Raw genomic sequence first — 16,825 nt, forward strand, 5'->3', positions numbered from 1 at the left:
CGGGCGGAATCGAGATCGAGTGTAACCGGCCTGTATCGTGGCGCCAGCCTCCCGTTTTGCGGGTCACGCGCAGCGTCGGCGCCTCTTCGCCGGTCGCGACCCCGGCAGGAACGCGCCTCTGAGGTCGAGCCGCTTGGCCCCCCGGGGCTACATCAACCAGTTTCTATAGTCGCTCACCAGAAGATGCGTGGGAGCGACATCCTCTTCGACCTCGGCAAAGCGGCCTATGGGCTCACGGAAGATGTTGTCGGTCTCATCATCGTTCACGGTGGAGACCTCGCCGATCAGCACGTCGCCGCCCTCTCCCCAGAAGGCGTGCCAGTCACCCGGCATCAGCGTGACACTTTCACCGGGGGCGAGCTTGATCTTTTCGCCGGGCCCGAAGTCGCGGCGCAGCCCGTCGCACCACACCGTGCCACCGCGATCTTCCGCAAACCGGCCTGCGTCATCCGAGCCATAGAGCTCGATCACCAGGGTGGCCCCGCCGCGGTTGATGATGTCTTCGGCCTTGATCCCATGGGTGTGCATCGGGCTGAGCTGATCCTGCTTCGAGATCAGCAGCTTTTCCGCATAGCACATGCCGCCGCCGCGCTGCAGGTCCGCCAGACGCCCGTTGCGCAGGGTGAAGAGGAAGAGGCCCATCTCGTCATACCGGTCTGCGCCGTAGTCGGTGATGTCCCAGCCACAGCGCGCCTCGATCACCGCCGCGGCGTCCTGCCGCCGCGCCTTGAACGCATCGGGCGTCCAATAGGCAAAGGGCGGCAGCACAAACCCGTGCGCGCGGATCATCTCGTCCGCTTCTGCCATGATATCGTTGATGCGCGAGCGTTTCATGCGGGTGTGAGTTCCTGGCTAAGCAATTCGATCACGATCGCCGCTGTCCAGGTGAATTGATCCCCACCACAGGGCTCGGCCGTGTGAGGATCGTAGTACTCGGCAAAGCCGCTCTGTTCAATCAGGCGCAGGCTGTCTGCGATGATGCGCTGAGCGACCGATGCCTGACCGCTGCGGGTCAGACCATCCGCTATCATGTAGTTCACGATCAGCCAGACCGGCCCCCGCCAGTATCGCAGGCTGTCGAAGGCGGGCTGACTGGGGTCGTGGCTGGGCACCAGATAGTCCACCTGCTCTCCCAGCAGAGTGAGCCGCTTGGCGATGGCGGCGGCGCGGGGCGAAGGGAGTTCCGCAAAGCCAGCCAGTAACCCGGCGATCGAGGGGCTCTGGATGAGCTTCCCGGTTGTGCGGTCCTGACAAAGGTACTGACCCATCGCGTCACTCCACAGCGCCTCCATCGCCGCGACACCACGTTCGGCGAATGCGCGGGCCTGCGCGGCGATTTCGCCCAGCTCAAACCGCTCCGCCAGGTCCGCAAGGTCGCTGCAGGACCGGATCAGGATTGCATTGAAGCCGGGGTCGACCACCTGGAACGGAGAGGCATCATGCAGTTTCGTGTTGTCCCAGCCAAGGCTGCGGAACCGTTGCACCAGCCAGATGTAGCGCTCGTACTGCGCCTGCGTGGGGCGGTGAGAGGGGTTGGCGTGCTGTATGTCGCGGCGGCTGAAGGGCTCGACCCCGTCGGTCGGCACGCGCTCGAACACATCGTCCCAATCGACGGAGTTGTCGCGCCCGGATTCCCAGGGGTGGATGATCGCAACCAGCCCCGTGCCCTGCGGGTCGCGGCAGCGGTAGAACCACTCGTGCCATGCATGGATTTTCGGCAGCAGTGCGCGGGCGCGGTCAGCGGCGAGCTCCGGGTCACGTGCCCGGTCCACCAACCGTCGGACGGCAAAGCCCGCCACGGGCGGTTGCGTGATGCCCGAGGTGGGCACGGGCCGCCCGGTGCGCCAGACGTCCGGCCCGGGAAAATATCCGTCGTCCTCTTCATGGAAGACGATATGTGGCACCATTCCATCGGGCCACTGATTGGCGAAGAGCGTGTCGATTTCGGTCCACGCGCGCTCTTCGTCGAAATGCGAAAACCCCAGCGCGCTCAGGCAGCTGTCCCAGTTCCACTGGAAGGGGTAGAGACCGTGGGTCGGCACCGTGTAGCCGCCCCGGTCATTGCGCCGCAGAATCGCCTTGGCCTGCTCGATCAGATCGTCAGTCATGGTGCCTCCTTACGCGACGGCGAGTGTGGTCTGCGGGTCGAACCAGCGCACCCGGTCGGGCTGTGGCGTCAGCGTCAGCACCTCCCCCGGTTTGACCTTGAGGTCACTGTCGAGCACCGCGCGGAAAAGTTGCCCGTCCACTTCACATGTCACCAGAAGATGCGCGCCCAGGGGCTCCACCACCTTCGCCACCGCCTTGAACCCGGTGTCGGCCAGGCGCAGGTCTTCCGGCCGGATCGCGAACTTCAGCGACGCGGAGCCCCCACCCGGACCATCCATCATCTGACCGGCGACAGCCCATTTGCCGCTGTCCGCAGGCTTGGCGGGCAGGAAGTTCATCGGCGGGTTGCCGATAAAGCCTGCAACAAACTCCGCCGACGGGTTGCGATAGACTTCGATGGGCGAGGCGGCCTGCACGATCTCGCCCTGATGCATCACGCTGATGCGATCCGCCATGCTCATCGCCTCCACCTGATCGTGGGTCACGTAGATCGCTGTCGTCTTGCTTTCGGCCAGCACGCCTTTCAGCTCTGCCCGCATCTCCATGCGCAGGAGCGCGTCAAGGTTCGAGAGCGGCTCGTCCATCAGGATCACATCCGGTTCCATCGCCAGCGCGCGCGCGACGGCGACCCGCTGCCGCTGTCCGCCCGAGAGCTCGCCGGAATAGCGCTTGAGCAACTGCTCGATGTGCATCAGCCCCGCCGTGCGTTCGACCCGGCGCGTCACCTCGTCATTTGGCAGCTTCTGCATGCGCAGTCCGAAGCCGATGTTCTCGAATACGGACAGATGCGGGAAGACGGCATAGTTCTGAAACACCATCGAGATGCCGCGATCCTTGGGCGAGAGATTGTCGATGCGCCGCCCGCCAATCCAGACCTCGCCGGTGGTGGCCGTCTCGAGCCCCGCGATGATGCGCAGCAGGGTGGATTTGCCGCAGCCCGAGGCGCCGAGCAGCACCATGAACTCCTGATCCTCGATGGTCAGGTTGATGTCATGCAGCGCCTGATAGGCGCCAAATGTCTTTGCGACGTTCTTGATTTCAATACGAGCCATATCTCTGGTTCCCTTTTCTAGTCGCCGACCGCCTTCAGCGATTGGCGATGCCCCACATGGCAAAGAGGTACTTGCGCACCGCGAAGATGAAGATCAGCGCGGGCACAACGAGGATGAAGCCACCGGCGAACTTCAGATGCAGCGGCGAGGTGTCGAGGTTCTGCAGCAAGAACGCGGTGAGCGTCCGGTTCTCGATGGTCAGCACGGCGGCGGCGAAGACCTCGTTCCACGAGATCACGAAGGCGAAGATCGCCGACGCCGTGATACCTGGCAGGATCAGCGGCAGAACGACCTTGGTGAAGGCGGTGAGCCGCGTGCAACCCAGCGTCCAGGCCGCCTCTTCCAGCTCCATCGGGATGCCGGAGAAGAGCGAGAAGGTGATCAGCACCGCGAAAGGGATGGCCAGCGTTGTATGGACCAATGCAAGACCAAAGGCCGTATCATCGAGCCCCGTCTGGATGAACATCACAGCGAGCGGCAGCGCCAGAAGCGGCAGTGGAAAGGCCCGTGTGAGCAGGATCAAGAGCCGGAAGAGCCCCTTGCCGGGAAACTCGAAGCGCGAGAGCGCATAACCCGCAGGCGCGCCGATGACGATCGACATCACCATCGTCATCGCCGCCACAATCACCGAATTCTTCAGCGCCGTCAGCATCCCCGCAAAGCCCGCAAAGAAGGTCAGGCTGCCCAGGTCGAACTCTGGCCAGAACGGCTTGGGGAAGCTGTTCACAGTCTCGGGCGATGAGAGCGTGTTGATCAGCAGGAAGTAGATCGGCACGATCACCCAGGCGCAGAGGAAGACAACCGAGGCGATATAGAGGGTCCGCCCCGTTGCTCGCGTGTCCGGGGCGACGTCACTTGCAGTCGCATCGGTCATATCGTTGCTCCTTTCGGGACGCGCAGGACGCGCAGGATGACGAGGGTGAAGGCAATGGAGATGCCGAGGATGATCAGCGCCATCGCCGCTGCCGCCCCGCTGTTCAGCAGGTCGAACTGATAGGCGTAAGTCTCACCCATGAGGACCGGGAAGAGCGTGCCGCCAAGGGCCGCGACCACCGCGAAGATCTCGAAGGCGAGGATCACGCGCAGGACCAGCGCCGTTTGCAGCGAGGGCCGCAGCATCGGCAGGGTGATGCGGGTGAAGCGCTTCCAGGGCGAAGCGCCGAAGACCTCAGCGGCCTCGTAGTATTCCTTGGGAATGAGCCCGATACCTGCCACGAGGATCACCAGCATGATCGCGGTCGCCCGCCAGATCTCGGCCAGTGCAATGGCAAGGAAGACGACACCGGGATGCTGGTAGGACAGGAAGTTGACCGGCTGATCGACAATCCCCAGCCCACTCATCATCGAGTTGAGAAAGCCCGATTGTTCGAAGATCGCCAGCCAGATGATGCCAGCGGCGAGATCGGAGATGCCCAGCGGGATGGTCCAGATGTAGAGCACGATGTCGCGGCCCTTTTGCATCTTGTTGACCATCGTGGCCATGAGCAGCGCCAGCGCCAGTTGCACGGGCACAACAGCGGCGGCGAGCAGCAGCGTGTTCTGCATCGAAATCGGGAACTTCCAGTAAGAGACGACCTCGCGGAAGTTATCGAGCGTGAAGCCCGCACCCGTGCTGAAGGCCTGCTTCGAGACCAGAACGAAGGGATAGAGGAAGAACAGGCACAAAAACAGCGTGACCGGAAGGATCAGGACGTACGGAAGGATCCGGGCGTTCATCACGACACTCCTGACTGGCGCATCCGCGCCACAAATGCGTTTTCAGATGGGATGGTGTCCGGGCCCGGGAGGGCAGGCCCGGACGGGGCCTGCGCGGTTATTCGACTGGGCAGGCGCCTTCGGAGGGCGCATCAGGGGCCCAGCAGGGCGCGCCCGTCTCTTCCATGATCGCAGCAAGACGCGTCTTTTGGTCTTCCAGCACGGCCTCAATCGGCTGTCGCGCGAGAATGATCCGCTCGAAGGTGTCAACAAAGATACGGTTGAAGTCGCCGCCCTTGTCGCCAAGGCCCGCCGGCAGCAGCCCGGGGTTTGCATCCGGCGCGCTGCTCATCTTAGCGACGGCAGCGCCTGCCGCCTGTACGGACGGCGGCAGATCATCCGGCAGCTCGACGTCCACAACAGGGAAGAAGCTCGTGGCGCGCAAGGTCGCGATCTGCGTCTCGGGCGCCATCATATACTTCACCAGGTCTTTGGCCGCATCCATGTCAGGAGCCGTCTTTGGAATCGCAATGCCCGCGATCACAGGCATGAACCCGCGCCCCTTGGGTCCGGCAGGTGCCGGGAAGGCCACGAAGTCATCGGGCCGCTCGTTGAAGGCCTGCGCCAGACGCGAGGTGTGGTCAAAGACGATCCAGGCGTCCCCCGACAGCAGCTGCTCCTGCAGGAAGGAGAAGTTGGTGGAGGCGGGATTGGTGTGCTCCCACAACTCGGCGAATTTTTCCCAGGCCGTCACCGCCTCGGGTGAGGCGAAGGTCCGCACCACGCCATTTGTGTAGGAGGGATAGAGGTAACCCTGGAAGAACCGGTGCTTCAGCCCCTTCGGTCCCGCAGGGAAGCCGAACTTGGGCGAGCCCGTGCCTTCGTGCACATTTGCGGCCCATTCAATCAGCTGGTCATAGGTCAGCGCGTCGATATCCGCGCCTTCAGGCAGATACTCCAGCGCCTGTTTGTTGGCGGCCATGATGTAGCTGGCCTGCATCCACGGAATGTACTGCGGCTTGTCGGTGCCCAATTGGGCGAGGCTGTTGAACGTATCGCTGGAGGCGCTGACGCCGAGAACGTCGAGATCGACGAGGCTCTCGGGGTCCATTGCCGAGAAATCACCATGGAGCGCGCCAAGCACGCCAATCGAGCCAGACCCCGCCTGCAGCTCAGCGTTCAGACGGGTGAGCCAGGGGCCGGCATCATTGGGTTGATAATCAACGGTGTCGCCCGCGCCGGCGAGCACCTGTTCGCGCATCGCCTGGGCCTCTTCCACCGGTTTGGCCTGTGTCGACCAGAACAGAACATCGGCCTGGGCAGCGGTCACGGTCGTCAGCACCGCCAGCCCCGACACGGCGCCCGCAATCTTCAATCGAAGGGTCATTTTTTCCTCCCCCTTGCGTTGTCTCTCTCCCTGCTCCGCGGTTTGTGCGCGCAGCTCCTCGCGAAATCGACAGATGCGCAGCGGCACCGGTCTTCGCGCGGTATCGAACCGCCCGGACGACTTTTGCGGCGGTCCGGATCGCGATGGCTCATGTTGATATAACGTTATACCTCTTGTCAACGATTTTTTGTCCATATGACGGCTTTGCACAGGAAAATCAGCAGGAAATCTCCGAAAAACGTTGATTCTACGGCTTTTGAGTGGAAGTATCCCGATATATCGTTTTATCAAATCGAGCGAAAAATGGCGGGGAAACCGAAACTCGAAACCGTGGCGCGGGAGGCCGGCGTGTCCATTGCGACCGCCAGCCAGGTGATGCGTGGGGCGGGGCGAATCTCGGAAAAGACCCGCAGTAAGGTGCTGAAGGCCGCGCAAAAGCTGCACTATGTGCCCGACAACCGCGCCGCCTCGATGCGGTCGGGGCAGAACCGTGAAATCGGCTTCGTGATCAACAAGATTTCCAACCCGTTCAACGCCGAGGTGATCAGCGGCGTCAGCGATCTGCTCGAGGCCGAGGGGTATCTGGTGTCGGTGCTCGATGCCCGAGACGATCCCGAACGCCAGGGTCGTCACATCGATGCCTTCATCCGCAACGGGCGCGGCGGCTTGCTGTGGGTTCCGGCCGAGCAGACACCGCAGGAGATCTTCGAACTTCTCGCGGCGCATCGCATCCCGACAGTGACCTTTCTGCGCCGCCCGGACGCGAGCAGCTTCGATCACGTGGGCATACGCAACGCCGAGGCAACCGCTCAGGCGACGACCTACCTGGCCGATCTCGGGCACCGGCACATCGCCTATCTGGGGGGCGAAGTGCTGACGGCCGTGCGGCGCGAGCGGATCGCCGGTTACCAGAGCGTCATGGCCGCGCGCGGGCTCGGAGCGCCGGTGATCTGGGATTCGAACGACATCAAGCAGGCGGGCATGCAGGCGATGATGGCACTGCGCGCGGCACATCCGAAGACCACGGCGGTGGTGTGCAACGGCGACATCGTGGCCCTTGGGGCCTGCCACGGCATAAGGCGGATGGGGTTGCAGCCGGGCCGAGAGATTTCCGTCATCGGCTTCGACGATATCCCGGACGCTGCGGTGGCAACGCCGCCGCTCACGACCATGGCCGTGTCGCCCTATCAGCTGGGCCGACGTCTCGCCCGGGTTCTGCTTGAGCGGCTGTCGGAGCCGGAAGGCCCCGCGTCGATCTCCGAGGTCTCGGCCGAGCTCGTTTTGCGCGAAACCACCGGCCCGGTCTGACCGCACGGGTCACAGCTTGAAACAGGCCCCGCATTCGATCCTGCGCGGCTGCGGTCAGCCCAGCCGTCGGTGCAGGAAGTCGTCGATGGCGTGCCGCAGGCCCTCGGGATTGTCGCAGTGCAACATATGCCCGCCCGGAAGCATAACGTCCTCCGCGCCGGGGATTTGAGCGGCCATCATCGCAGCACCACGGTGGGTGGCGCGATTGTTGCGCCCGGTCACAACCAGCGTTGGCACCTCGATGGCCGCGAGATGCGGTCGGCCGTCATAGGCAAGTGCCGCCTCCAGCGCCGCCGAGAGGCTTTTTCGAGGGTGACGCGCCAGCTGTGCGCGTACTTCGGTTTTTGCGGCATCTGATTGCCCAAAGCCGGAGAGCCACGCGATCATGCGCGGCGGCAGGCTTGTGAGCAGTCGCGCCGTCACGCGGGCCGACCAGAGCCGAAGCATACGGTCGCGCAGGGTGGGGATCGCCTCGATGAGGATCAGCGCAGCCGTACGTCCCGGCGCACGGGCTGTCAGCTCCAAGGCAACCATCCCCCCGAGGGAATGTCCGATCAGGACAGAGCCGTGGGGGACATCGGGCAACAGCGCCCCGGCAAACCCCTCGACCCGCGGGGGCGTGCAGAAGGGTGCCGCACCATGGCCGGGCAGGTCCGGTGTCCGCGCCAGGGGCAGATGCTGCGTCATCTCTTGCCAGGTGCTGCCGGACAGCCCGGCGCCATGTATCCAAAGACTTGGGCGGTGGACCAGCGGATCGCCACGCTGGTCCCCGGCGGGCTGACCCTCTGATGCCCCGAAATCATCTGGTCGCGCCATGCCTGCTGTCCCACTCGTGTGCCCGTTTCGTTCCAAGATATCGCCCATCGCCCGCGGCTGACACGCGCCGCCCCAGAGCGATGTGTCCGGGCCAAACGGCCCGGACGCGCAGGTCGCCGCAACGATCTTGCGAGGTCGCGCGTGCTGTCTGTACACCGGATGTCATGTGGTAGCAGGATGGGCACTTCGCAATGCATTTTGAGACAGAACTTCTTTTGGCGGCCACCGATATCGCCGCATTCTCTGTTGCCTGCGCGGCAGCACTTCTTTGCGTCACCCGCACAAGCGACGGACGGCGCGCTGGCTTCTGATGTCCTTCTTCGCCACACTCGCGCTCAGCGAGATTGCACCGGTCCTCGCCGTCGCGCTGATCGGCCTCCCCGAGATCCCGGAAGACACCATCGCCATTATGAGTTTCGCGGCCAATTACTTCGTCGCGCCGTTGTTCCTGCTTTATCTGCGGCGCGTTCTTCGGCCGGAAGATGCCGTGCGGCCCCAGCGCGAGATCATGCTGCACTTCAGCCTGCCCGGCTTCGCGACGGCGCGGTTCGACAGTCTCTTCGTCCTGGCCATCGTGCTGGTCTTGGTGCTCTGGGGCTTGCGTGCGCCTGTGGCTGTGCCCCCGATGCCGGGTGCGCCTTTCGAGGCCGTCGATGGAGACGCGGCGAAATACGAAAAGAGCGCCCTCACCTTCGACCGGGCGGAATGCATTCGGGCCAAGCTGCTGCGTGCAATGCAGCAGGACCAGCTCCATCGTGATCCGAACGTCACGCTCACAGCTCTCGCCCAGCGGCTCGGCGTGTCGACCAACCGTTTGTCCCAGACCTTGAACGTGCACATGGGTCAGTCGTTCTTCGATTTCGTGAACGGGCTGCGTGTGAACGAGGCGATCCCGCTTCTGCTGCAGAGCGACAAGACCGTCCTCGAGATCGCCTACGAGGTCGGATTCAACTCGCGCTCGTCGTTCGACACCGCCTTCAAGGCCAGAACAGGCTGCACACCATCAGAGTTCAAGACAGCCGATGGCGCCGCGCCGCCCAGCCTGGCCTAAGGGGTGGGAAGGCGCCGCAGGCGCCCTCCTTCGTGTCTTCTCACAGCGACTGCGCTGCAAGCTCCCGCGCCAGGTGGTCGGCCTGCCGGATCGCGAGTGCCACGATCGTCAGCGTCGGGTTTTCCGCAGCCCCTGTGGTGAACTGCGAGCCATCCGAGACGAACAGGTTCTTGATGTCATGGGTCTGGCCCCATTTGTTCACCACGCCGTCGCGCGCATTCTCCGACATCCGGTTGGTGCCGAGGTTGTGCGTCGACGGGTAGGGCGGTGTCGGGAAGGTGCGCGTGGCCCCCACCGCGTCATAGACCGCCGCCCCCTGCTGGAACGCATGATCGCGCATCGCCCGGTCGTTCGGGTGGTCGCTGTAATGCACGTTCGCTACCGGCATCCCGTATTGGTCTTTGACGTCGTGGTTGAGCGTGACGCGGTTGGTCTCCTGCGGCATGTCCTCACCGACGATCCACATGCCGGCCATGTTCTCGTACTGATCGAGCGCGCTGGTGAACTCGCGTCCCCAAGCCCCCGGATCCAGGAAAGCGGCCATGAAGGGCAACCCAAGGCTCAGCGTTTCGAGCTCATAGCCACCGACAAAGCCGCGCGACGGATCATGCCGGGATTCATCCTGAATGATCCCCGCCATGGTCGTGCCGCGCCACATCTTTACCGGCTTGTCGAACACCGCGTAGACCGAGCCCGTGAGGTGCCGCATATAGTTGCGCCCCACCTGACCGGAGCTGTTGGCCAGCCCTTCTGGATACATGGACGTGGCGGAGTTCAGCAGCAACCGGGGGCTCTCGAAGGAGTTGCCCGCCACACAGACAACGCGCGCCATCTGCTTGTGCTCATTGCCGTCCGCATCCGCGTAGACGACGCCGTTCACGAGGCCGTCGTCGCTATGCTCGATGCGTAGCACATGGGCGCGCTCGCGCACCTCCAGATTGCCGGTCGCCTCGCCTTGCGGGATGTCCGTGTAAGCGGCGGACCACTTGGCACCCCACTTGCAGCCCTGAAAGCAGAAGCCCGTCTGCTGGCACATCTGCCGGTCGCCATCGGCGCTGTTGATCGCCATGCGGCCAGTGTGCACCTGCTCATACCCCAGCGCCTTCGCGCCCGCCTCGAACACCTTGTAATTGTTGTTGCCGGGCAGCCCTTCGTTGCCATGGGTGCGCGTGACGTTCAGCTTTTTCTCCGCCAGATCGTACCACGGGTCCATCTCCTCGGCGTCGATGGGCCAGTCGAGCAGGCTCGCGCCCTGTACGGGACCGTATTCCGTCGCCGCCTTCCACTCGTGCGGCTGGAAGCGCAGCGAGGCGCCCGCCCAATGGGTGGTTGTGCCGCCCACTGCCTTCACGATCCATGCGGGCAGACCTGAGAAGTCTTTCGCCACGCGCCAGTCGCCGGACGTCGTGCGCGCATCAAGCCAGGACAGTTGCCCAAAGGCCTCCCACTCGTCGTTCACATAGTCTTCGGGCAGATAACGCCCGCCCGCTTCAAGTGCCACGACGCTCACGCCCTTCTGGGCCAGTTCATTTGCCAGCACGCCGCCGCCTGCGCCCGTGCCGATGACAACAACGACCGAGTCGTCGCTCAATTCAAAAGGTGCAGCCATAATCTCTCTCCTCCAAGGCTATGGCTCAAAGCCAGGTGATGTCGTCAAAACCGCGGTCGAGATAGCCGCCCTGGCTGAAGGACTCGCCCTCATAGCCAAAGATCGGCCAGACCGCTTTCTGGTTGTAGAGACCGGTGACCAGCCCGCCGCGTATCTTCTGGAAGAAGGGGCTGGCTTCGATCTGGCGCAGGACATCCACGCGCTCCCGCTCCCAGCCGATGTCGAGATAGCTGCCATGGCCCTTGCCGCGCGCCGCACCGTCGAGCATGGCGATCCCGACCTCGATCTCTTCGGCGGCCTCGGGCGTGTCATAGCCCTTCACGGCCACGACATAGTATTCGTCGCTGACCCGGTCATGCGGGTAGATGTCCCGCGCCATTTGCACCAGCGTGGCCATGGTGCGCGGCTCCAGCGCGCTGGTTTCCGTGGCCCAGGCGGCATCGGCGCCGGCGAGATAGCCTGCGCCGACCACGAATGCGCTGCCCGCCGCCGCGCTGTTTTTCAGCAGCTGGCGCCGGGTCATCGCCCTTGGCTTGCTTTGAATGTTCATCGAGTCTCCTCCCTCGGTCATGAACGTGATGAGCGCATGCGCTCAGAGAAACCGCCCGCTGCGCTCCAGAACCTCGATCTGGTAGCCATCCGGGTCGGCGACGAAAAAGAACTTGCCCACGAGCTGTCCGTCGGGGGCAAATTCGACAATTTTGCGGGGGGCGAGGCCAGCGGCCTCGAATCGCGCGTGTTCGGCCTCGAGGTTCTCGACCGAGACCGCCAGATGCCCGTAGCCATCGCCCAGATCATAGGGCTCTGTCCGGCCCTTGTTGACGGTCAGTTCCACCTCGAACGCGGTTTCGGCGTTTGACAGGTACACAAGCGTGAAATCGGTGAAATCGAGCCGGTCCGCGACCTCCAGCCCAAAGGCCTCGCGATAGAAGGCGACCGACTTCTCCTCGTCGATCACGCGAATCATGCTGTGAATGGCTTTGGCCAAGGCGACCTCCCTGATGTCTTGCTGTTTCTCTCAGCAAAGCACCGGGGGCGGGGTACGGGTAGTAGCGGGCTACTACGTCGTCGGATTTCGCGGGCGGTCTACTCCGCGGCGAGATGCGTTACATCCCGGTCGGTCTTGCGGTCCAGGAACACAAGGCAGGCGCAGCGCAGCAGCGAAGAAAAGTTCTTCGGCTCCCCCCGCTGTTCAAGCACCTCGCTGTGCAGGGTCGAGATGAAAGCCGGGGTCGACATCTCGTTCATCTCCGCAATCTCGTCGAGAATGCGCCAGAAGCTGTTCTCGAGCCGGATGCTGGTGCTTTGCCCGTTCAAGCGGAGCCGCCGGGTCTGCAGCTCGTATCGGCTCGGGTCTTGGCTGGCAAAAATCTTGCACATGGTCGTGTCCTCCCCCGCGACGCCGATACGGGTCCGCCCATGATGCGAGCTCGCCGCACGCCGCGTTTTTTGTTCTGAAAGCGAGTATATGAGGCGCTCGGCGTTATGTTGAGTCCTCCATTGGTCGCGGGCCTCAATCCGCGATATGCACCTTCCACCACTTCGGGCGCGGGGTGACGTAGGAATGCGCGGCGGGCGCGAATTCCTTGTAATGCGCCTTGTCGAAGGCGCCGAGCAGCAGGGCCACAACCGGGTCGTCGTCAATCGCGCCGAGGCTGCTGCCGCAAGCAGAGCAGAACGCGCGCGAAGAGGCCGCGGACGAGCGGTAGGTCGCGGGCGCACCTGCTGTGCCGGTCCAGCGCACGCGGTTGGCGGGCAGCTCCACCCAGACCGCAGTCAGCGCGCCGCTATGGCGCTGGCACATGCGGCAGGAACAGGTGTGCGGCTTCGGGATCGGACCGGTGGCTTCGAACCGGACTGCCCCGCAAAGGCAGCCACCTTGATAGATACGGGGTTTGGCCATGGCTGCGCTCCTCTCTCATGCCGGTTGGTTGCTCATCACAGGTCTCATCAAGATACCGCCTTCGTGCCACCGGCAAAGCCAAAAGATCGCAAAACCGCCGGAACCTGCACCCTACGCGATCGTTTGCCGGGGACTCGCGCAGGTCCGAGCCCGGCGCGCTTGCATCGGATTTCCTGACACCGCCTCTCGATCTTCTTAGACCTAAGCCGGTTTCGAGGATATTCTGGCAGCCATATCCGGTGGTCCGACGACCTGAAGAAAGATTTTGAGATGAAGACATTTGGCAGACGCGCGATGCTTTTGGGCGGTGGCGCGGTCATCGGTGCAGTCGCCAGCCGCACGTTCGACAACGAACTCCCCCGCGTCGCGCCGCGCATTCTCGCCGAGACACCTGCAGGGGAAACTGTGCTCAATGACGCCAGCGAGTTGAGCGCCACGCCTGTGCACAAGCACATCGTGATGAGCGAAGATCCGACAGCGGCCCTGGTCGATCGGTTGCGCGCCGAGATGGCCGAGGCGCGGGCAGCGGGGCGCCCGGTGAACATCGGGGCCGCGCGCCATTCCATGGGCGGACAGGCGATCCCGCGTGACGGTCACGCGATCACCTTCGACAATGGCTTTGTCGAGATCGACAGCGCGGTGCAAACCTATCGCACCCACGCCGGTGCGCGCTGGTCGCAGGTCATCGCTGTGCTTGATCCTGCAGGGCTTTCGCCGCAGGTGATGCAGTCGAACCACGACTTTGGGGTCGCGGCGACCTTCTGCGTCAATGCCCATGGCTGGGCGGTGCCCTTTGGACCCATGGGCGCCACGGTCCGTGCCATCGAGCTGCTGCTGCCCGATGGCGAGCTGGTCCGGTGCAGCCGCACCGAAAACGCCGAGCTCTTCGCCATGAGCATGGGCGGCTACGGGCTGACAGGCGCGATCACCGCGATGGAGGTGGCGGCCGAGCCCAACCTGCGCCTCCATCCCTCTTTCGAACAGATGCCGGCCGAGGCGTTCGGCGACGCTTTCGTCAAAGCCGTCACCGACCCGAGGGTCAACATGGCCTACGGGCGGCTGAACGTCGATCACGACGCCTTCTTCGAAGAGGCCTTCATGGTCACCTACCGCCCCAGCGCGGACCAGTCGGACCTGCCCGCCGCCGCCGGATCCGGCTGGGTTTCGCAGCTTGCCAGCCGTGTCTATCGCACCCAGCTCGGCAGCGAGGCGGGGCGCAAGCTCCGCTGGGCCTTTGAGACAGATCTCGGCCCAATGGTCGGGGGTGGGACCAGCACCCGCAATTCGCTGATCAACGAGCCGGTCGTGACGCTGGATGACCGCAATCCGCGGCGCGTGGACATCCTGCATGAATACTTTGTCGCGCCCGCGCGGTTTTCGGAGTTCCTGCAGATCTGCCGCGACATCATCCCCGCCTCTTATCAGGAGTTTCTGAACGTCACGCTGCGCTACATCGACACCGACGCGACAAGCTGGCTGAGCTATGCAACCGAGCCGCGCATCGCTGCCGTGATGTCCTTCAGCCAGGAAAAAACCGCCCGCGCCGAGGCGGATATGCAGCGCATGACCCGCGCGCTTGTTGGTGCGATCACGGAGATCGGCGGCAGCTATTATCTGCCCTACCGTCCGCATCCCACGGTCGGCCAGATGCGGGCCGCCTACCCGCGGGCGGCGGAGTTTGCGCAGGCCAAACGCAGGCTGGACCCCGACCTGCTTTTCCGTAGTAATCTCTGGGACAGCTATCTGGAGCGCCTGTGAGCCACCTGCAAAAGATCTGCCTGGGCTATTTCGTCGTTCTGATGGCCGCGGCTTCGCTGAACTATATCCCCGGGCTCACCGATGAGGATGGCCTCGCCTTCGGAATCTTCGCGCTTGATATCTTCGACGACGCGCTGCACGTCGCCTCGGCGCTCTGGGCGCTCTTCTCGGGGTTGCGTTCGCATGCGACAGCGCGGTTCTTCCTGATCGTCTTCGGTGCGCTCTACCTCGGTGACGGAATCTTCGGCTTCTTCACCGGTTACGGGTATCTCGATCTGGGCATCTTCACGAATGCCTCTGCCGGGTTGTCCTTTACCTTCGTCCGCTTCGCGGCCAATCTGCCGCATCTGGCCCTTGGCGCCTTTGCGCTTTGGGCGGGACTGAGACGCGCGTGATCCGGACCTTCGGGCGCTGGCTGGGGCGCATCCTCTTGGTGCTGCTGCTGTGCGTGATGGGTCTGCTCGCGCCCGTGGGCTATACGGAGCTTACCTGCCAGGGCGATGCTGCACCTCAGCCCTATGACGCGATCCTGGCGCCCGAACACCACCGGGCCGAAAGCCGCACGTATCTCACCTACCCCGAGTGGCATATCGTTCATGCCTATGACGACTACGCACAGGTGATTGCCACCCGGGATCCGCATGACTTCGGCTTTCTGCGCAGCATTGCCGGCTTCTGGTCGACGCTGTGTGAGGTCACCCGTGTCGCCAGCGCCCACGGCGGCGTGCCGAGAGACACCAAGCAGATGGTCTATGTGATCGGGGTCAGCTTTACCGCCGAGTTGCTGTTGAAGGCCGCTTATGAGGAGAGTTTGGGCCGCGTGGTCGCCGCGCTGCGCGGGCCAGAGCGCGCGCCGCTCGATGATCTCTCTGCCGCGCAGGCGAGAAGCTACGCCAGCTTCCTGCAGCAGGTGCCCTGGTACCGCTGGGATTTCACCGCCGACGCCGAGGCTTTGGAAGCCGCCGCCACCGACAGGCTGCGCGACCGCGAGCGGCGCCTGGCCCTTGGACTGGAGTACCGGGCCAAGGCCGCCTACGCGCAGGTCATCGCGGCGGCAGTGGAGACGGTCGGGGCCGACGCGCTGACCCTGCGCATGATCGTCACCGGCTATGCGGGGCAGGGCGAGGAGGGGTTGGAGGTCATCGCCGCCCGCGACGCCGGGCTGGAGGTCGAGACCATCCGCTACCGCGCGCTCACGTACCTTTTGCAGGACCTTGCGGCGCGTGGTGTCAACTTTATCGAAATCGCCGGGAATGACGATATCATGCTGACCGTGATCAGCGAGAGCCCCACATTCGACGCCGCGCGAAGTTCGATGCGCAGGCAAGGCTATGGCGATTACCGCCACCTCGTGGGCCTCAAGGTCCGGGACCTCGGCGCGCGGCTGCGCCGGTATCGGCAGGATGGCATCCGGGTGGAGCACATCCATGATTACTAGGGCACTCCTCGGTCTCACCTGTCTTGTCGGGGCCTGGGTGGCGGTGCTGGCTGCCGTTATGCTGGTGCCACAGTCCGCGCCGGCGGCCCTCGTTCCCGTGGCTCTGCCGGGTTTTGCCGCGGCGCTGCCGGATCACGTGTCCATCATAGAGCAGACCGCTCTCGGCACCGTCCTGATGGGAGACGGCGCCGACCTCGTGCAGCAGCTTTACCGCGCAGGCGCTTTGCTGGTGCTGCCCGCGGGGCTCGCAGGCTGTGCGCCGCTGACCTGAGCCGGCCCGGTCCCGAGGCGGGCCTCTTCTCGCGCAATCGACCAGTCGATGAGCTGTCGCCAGATCCGTTCGGTCAGATCCGGATCAAGGCCTCGGGCGCTGGCGTGGCGGCGCACATTGGCGACCACCTCTTCGACCCGGTCGGCGATGCATGCGGGCAGCCCCGCCGTTGCCTTGATCTCGGCGGCGCGGTCGATGTAGCCGCTGCGCTCGACCAGAAGATCGATCAGCGCGGCGTCGATCTCGTCGATCTGGGGGCGGAGCTCTGCCATGTCAGCGCAGAGATGTGGGGGCGTTCGGGTCATCGCGCGGGTCCTTTCCCCGGTGCTCAGAGCGGTGCCGCCTTGTAACCCCTGGTTGAGGCGCACCACAAGCGGCGGCTCTGCGACATGGCGTCCGTGCGTGTCGCGGCTTGGCAAGGGGGTGTT

General features: G+C 64.1%; 19 protein-coding genes. 6 read left to right on the plus strand and 13 right to left on the minus strand.

Annotation, left to right across the window (positions count from 1 at the left end):
- Nucleotides 1-147: 147 nt before the first annotated feature.
- From MUB52_RS07920 to MUB52_RS07945, 6 genes are all read right to left on the minus strand, one after another.
- A complete protein-coding gene (locus MUB52_RS07920; RefSeq protein WP_263843671.1) occupies nucleotides 148-834 on the minus strand; it encodes a D-lyxose/D-mannose family sugar isomerase in 687 nt (228 codons plus the stop codon).
- Nucleotides 831-2,108 carry an amylo-alpha-1,6-glucosidase gene (locus MUB52_RS07925; RefSeq protein WP_263843672.1) on the minus strand — a complete coding sequence of 426 codons (1,278 nt, stop codon included), beginning with the start codon at nucleotides 2,106-2,108 and terminating at the stop codon, nucleotides 831-833. The genes MUB52_RS07920 and MUB52_RS07925 overlap by 4 nt, the downstream gene beginning before the upstream one ends.
- A 9-nt stretch (nucleotides 2,109-2,117) precedes the next feature.
- Nucleotides 2,118-3,161: an ABC transporter ATP-binding protein gene (locus MUB52_RS07930; RefSeq protein ID WP_263843673.1), complete on the minus strand. Its 1,044-nt coding sequence runs from the start codon at nucleotides 3,159-3,161 to the stop codon at nucleotides 2,118-2,120.
- 34 nt (nucleotides 3,162-3,195) lie between these two features.
- On the minus strand, nucleotides 3,196-4,035 hold the full coding sequence (locus MUB52_RS07935) for a carbohydrate ABC transporter permease (RefSeq protein ID WP_263843674.1): 840 nt from the start codon (nucleotides 4,033-4,035) through the stop codon (nucleotides 3,196-3,198).
- Complete coding sequence (locus MUB52_RS07940) at nucleotides 4,032-4,877, minus strand: carbohydrate ABC transporter permease (RefSeq protein ID WP_263843675.1); 846 nt, start codon at nucleotides 4,875-4,877, stop codon at nucleotides 4,032-4,034. Before MUB52_RS07940 ends, MUB52_RS07935 begins: the two co-directional genes overlap by 4 nt.
- A 97-nt stretch (nucleotides 4,878-4,974) precedes the next feature.
- Complete coding sequence (locus tag MUB52_RS07945; RefSeq protein ID WP_263843676.1) at nucleotides 4,975-6,243, minus strand: ABC transporter substrate-binding protein; 1,269 nt, start codon at nucleotides 6,241-6,243, stop codon at nucleotides 4,975-4,977.
- A gap of 303 nt (nucleotides 6,244-6,546) precedes the next feature.
- Here MUB52_RS07945 and MUB52_RS07950 point away from each other — a divergent pair, with 303 nt between their 5' ends.
- On the plus strand, nucleotides 6,547-7,551 hold the full coding sequence (locus MUB52_RS07950) for a LacI family DNA-binding transcriptional regulator (protein WP_263843677.1): 1,005 nt from the start codon (nucleotides 6,547-6,549) through the stop codon (nucleotides 7,549-7,551).
- Between the two features lie 54 nt (nucleotides 7,552-7,605).
- On the opposite strand, the gene MUB52_RS07955 is transcribed toward MUB52_RS07950, so the two are convergent.
- Nucleotides 7,606-8,367, minus strand: a complete 762-nt coding sequence (locus tag MUB52_RS07955; protein ID WP_263843678.1) for an alpha/beta fold hydrolase — start codon at nucleotides 8,365-8,367, stop codon at nucleotides 7,606-7,608.
- Nucleotides 8,368-8,677: 310 nt separating this feature from the next.
- On the opposite strand from MUB52_RS07955, the gene MUB52_RS07960 reads away from it, so the two are divergent.
- Nucleotides 8,678-9,418, plus strand: coding sequence for a helix-turn-helix domain-containing protein (locus MUB52_RS07960; protein ID WP_263843679.1), 741 nt, complete (start codon nucleotides 8,678-8,680; stop codon nucleotides 9,416-9,418).
- Nucleotides 9,419-9,458: 40 nt separating this feature from the next.
- Here the strand turns inward: MUB52_RS07960 and MUB52_RS07965 are convergent, their stop codons facing one another.
- The 5 genes from MUB52_RS07965 to MUB52_RS07985 form a co-directional block, all read right to left on the minus strand.
- Entirely contained in the window at nucleotides 9,459-11,027 is a 1,569-nt protein-coding gene (locus MUB52_RS07965) for a GMC family oxidoreductase (RefSeq protein WP_263843680.1), read from the minus strand.
- Between the two features lie 25 nt (nucleotides 11,028-11,052).
- Nucleotides 11,053-11,577 (minus strand): twin-arginine translocation signal domain-containing protein, encoded by a 525-nt coding sequence (locus MUB52_RS07970; protein WP_263843681.1) that lies wholly within the window; start codon nucleotides 11,575-11,577, stop codon nucleotides 11,053-11,055.
- A 42-nt stretch (nucleotides 11,578-11,619) separates the two neighbouring features.
- Nucleotides 11,620-12,015 (minus strand): VOC family protein, encoded by a 396-nt coding sequence (locus MUB52_RS07975; RefSeq protein ID WP_263843682.1) that lies wholly within the window; start codon nucleotides 12,013-12,015, stop codon nucleotides 11,620-11,622.
- A gap of 98 nt (nucleotides 12,016-12,113) precedes the next feature.
- Nucleotides 12,114-12,407: a ribbon-helix-helix domain-containing protein gene (locus MUB52_RS07980; RefSeq protein WP_263843683.1), complete on the minus strand. Its 294-nt coding sequence runs from the start codon at nucleotides 12,405-12,407 to the stop codon at nucleotides 12,114-12,116.
- Nucleotides 12,408-12,540: 133 nt separating this feature from the next.
- The gene (locus MUB52_RS07985; protein WP_263843684.1) at nucleotides 12,541-12,930 is read right to left on the minus strand and encodes a GFA family protein; all 390 of its coding nucleotides are present in this window, start codon (nucleotides 12,928-12,930) and stop codon (nucleotides 12,541-12,543) included.
- A gap of 270 nt (nucleotides 12,931-13,200) precedes the next feature.
- Between MUB52_RS07985 and MUB52_RS07990 the strand changes: the two genes are divergently transcribed.
- From MUB52_RS07990 to MUB52_RS08005, 4 genes are read left to right on the plus strand one after another with little or no spacing between them, the layout of a single operon-like run.
- Nucleotides 13,201-14,688, plus strand: coding sequence for an FAD-binding oxidoreductase (locus MUB52_RS07990; protein ID WP_263843685.1), 1,488 nt, complete (start codon nucleotides 13,201-13,203; stop codon nucleotides 14,686-14,688).
- Nucleotides 14,685-15,083 carry a hypothetical protein gene (locus tag MUB52_RS07995; RefSeq protein ID WP_263843686.1) on the plus strand — a complete coding sequence of 133 codons (399 nt, stop codon included), beginning with the start codon at nucleotides 14,685-14,687 and terminating at the stop codon, nucleotides 15,081-15,083. The genes MUB52_RS07990 and MUB52_RS07995 overlap by 4 nt, the downstream gene beginning before the upstream one ends.
- Complete coding sequence (locus MUB52_RS08000) at nucleotides 15,080-16,126, plus strand: hypothetical protein (RefSeq protein WP_318527408.1); 1,047 nt, start codon at nucleotides 15,080-15,082, stop codon at nucleotides 16,124-16,126. The genes MUB52_RS07995 and MUB52_RS08000 overlap by 4 nt, the downstream gene beginning before the upstream one ends.
- Nucleotides 16,116-16,397, plus strand: a complete 282-nt coding sequence (locus MUB52_RS08005; protein WP_263843687.1) for a hypothetical protein — start codon at nucleotides 16,116-16,118, stop codon at nucleotides 16,395-16,397. Before MUB52_RS08000 ends, MUB52_RS08005 begins: the two co-directional genes overlap by 11 nt.
- Here the strand turns inward: MUB52_RS08005 and MUB52_RS08010 are convergent.
- Nucleotides 16,334-16,702, minus strand: coding sequence for a chorismate mutase (locus MUB52_RS08010; protein WP_263843688.1), 369 nt, complete (start codon nucleotides 16,700-16,702; stop codon nucleotides 16,334-16,336). The two genes, MUB52_RS08005 and MUB52_RS08010, sit on opposite strands and share 64 nt — an antisense overlap.
- Nucleotides 16,703-16,825 lie beyond the last annotated feature (123 nt).

Source organism: Roseobacter sinensis (assembly GCF_025755255.1).
Classification (GTDB): domain Bacteria; phylum Pseudomonadota; class Alphaproteobacteria; order Rhodobacterales; family Rhodobacteraceae; genus Roseobacter; species Roseobacter sinensis.

Bases quoted from the DNA above. Each gene is read 5' to 3' on its own strand.
- MUB52_RS07920 (WP_263843671.1), bottom strand. From the start codon at position 834: ATGAAACGCTCGCGCATCAACGATATCATGGCAGAAGCGGACGAGATG.
- MUB52_RS07925 (WP_263843672.1), bottom strand. From the start codon at position 2,108: ATGACTGACGATCTGATCGAGCAGGCCAAGGCGATTCTGCGGCGCAAT.
- MUB52_RS07930 (WP_263843673.1), bottom strand. From the start codon at position 3,161: ATGGCTCGTATTGAAATCAAGAACGTCGCAAAGACATTTGGCGCCTAT.
- MUB52_RS07935 (WP_263843674.1), bottom strand. From the start codon at position 4,035: ATGACCGATGCGACTGCAAGTGACGTCGCCCCGGACACGCGAGCAACG.
- MUB52_RS07940 (WP_263843675.1), bottom strand. From the start codon at position 4,877: ATGAACGCCCGGATCCTTCCGTACGTCCTGATCCTTCCGGTCACGCTG.
- MUB52_RS07945 (WP_263843676.1), bottom strand. From the start codon at position 6,243: ATGACCCTTCGATTGAAGATTGCGGGCGCCGTGTCGGGGCTGGCGGTG.
- MUB52_RS07950 (WP_263843677.1), top strand. From the start codon at position 6,547: ATGGCGGGGAAACCGAAACTCGAAACCGTGGCGCGGGAGGCCGGCGTG.
- MUB52_RS07955 (WP_263843678.1), bottom strand. From the start codon at position 8,367: ATGGCGCGACCAGATGATTTCGGGGCATCAGAGGGTCAGCCCGCCGGG.
- MUB52_RS07960 (WP_263843679.1), top strand. From the start codon at position 8,678: ATGTCCTTCTTCGCCACACTCGCGCTCAGCGAGATTGCACCGGTCCTC.
- MUB52_RS07965 (WP_263843680.1), bottom strand. From the start codon at position 11,027: ATGGCTGCACCTTTTGAATTGAGCGACGACTCGGTCGTTGTTGTCATC.
- MUB52_RS07970 (WP_263843681.1), bottom strand. From the start codon at position 11,577: ATGAACATTCAAAGCAAGCCAAGGGCGATGACCCGGCGCCAGCTGCTG.
- MUB52_RS07980 (WP_263843683.1), bottom strand. From the start codon at position 12,407: ATGTGCAAGATTTTTGCCAGCCAAGACCCGAGCCGATACGAGCTGCAG.
- MUB52_RS07985 (WP_263843684.1), bottom strand. From the start codon at position 12,930: ATGGCCAAACCCCGTATCTATCAAGGTGGCTGCCTTTGCGGGGCAGTC.
- MUB52_RS07990 (WP_263843685.1), top strand. From the start codon at position 13,201: ATGAAGACATTTGGCAGACGCGCGATGCTTTTGGGCGGTGGCGCGGTC.
- MUB52_RS08005 (WP_263843687.1), top strand. From the start codon at position 16,116: ATGATTACTAGGGCACTCCTCGGTCTCACCTGTCTTGTCGGGGCCTGG.
- MUB52_RS08010 (WP_263843688.1), bottom strand. From the start codon at position 16,702: ATGACCCGAACGCCCCCACATCTCTGCGCTGACATGGCAGAGCTCCGC.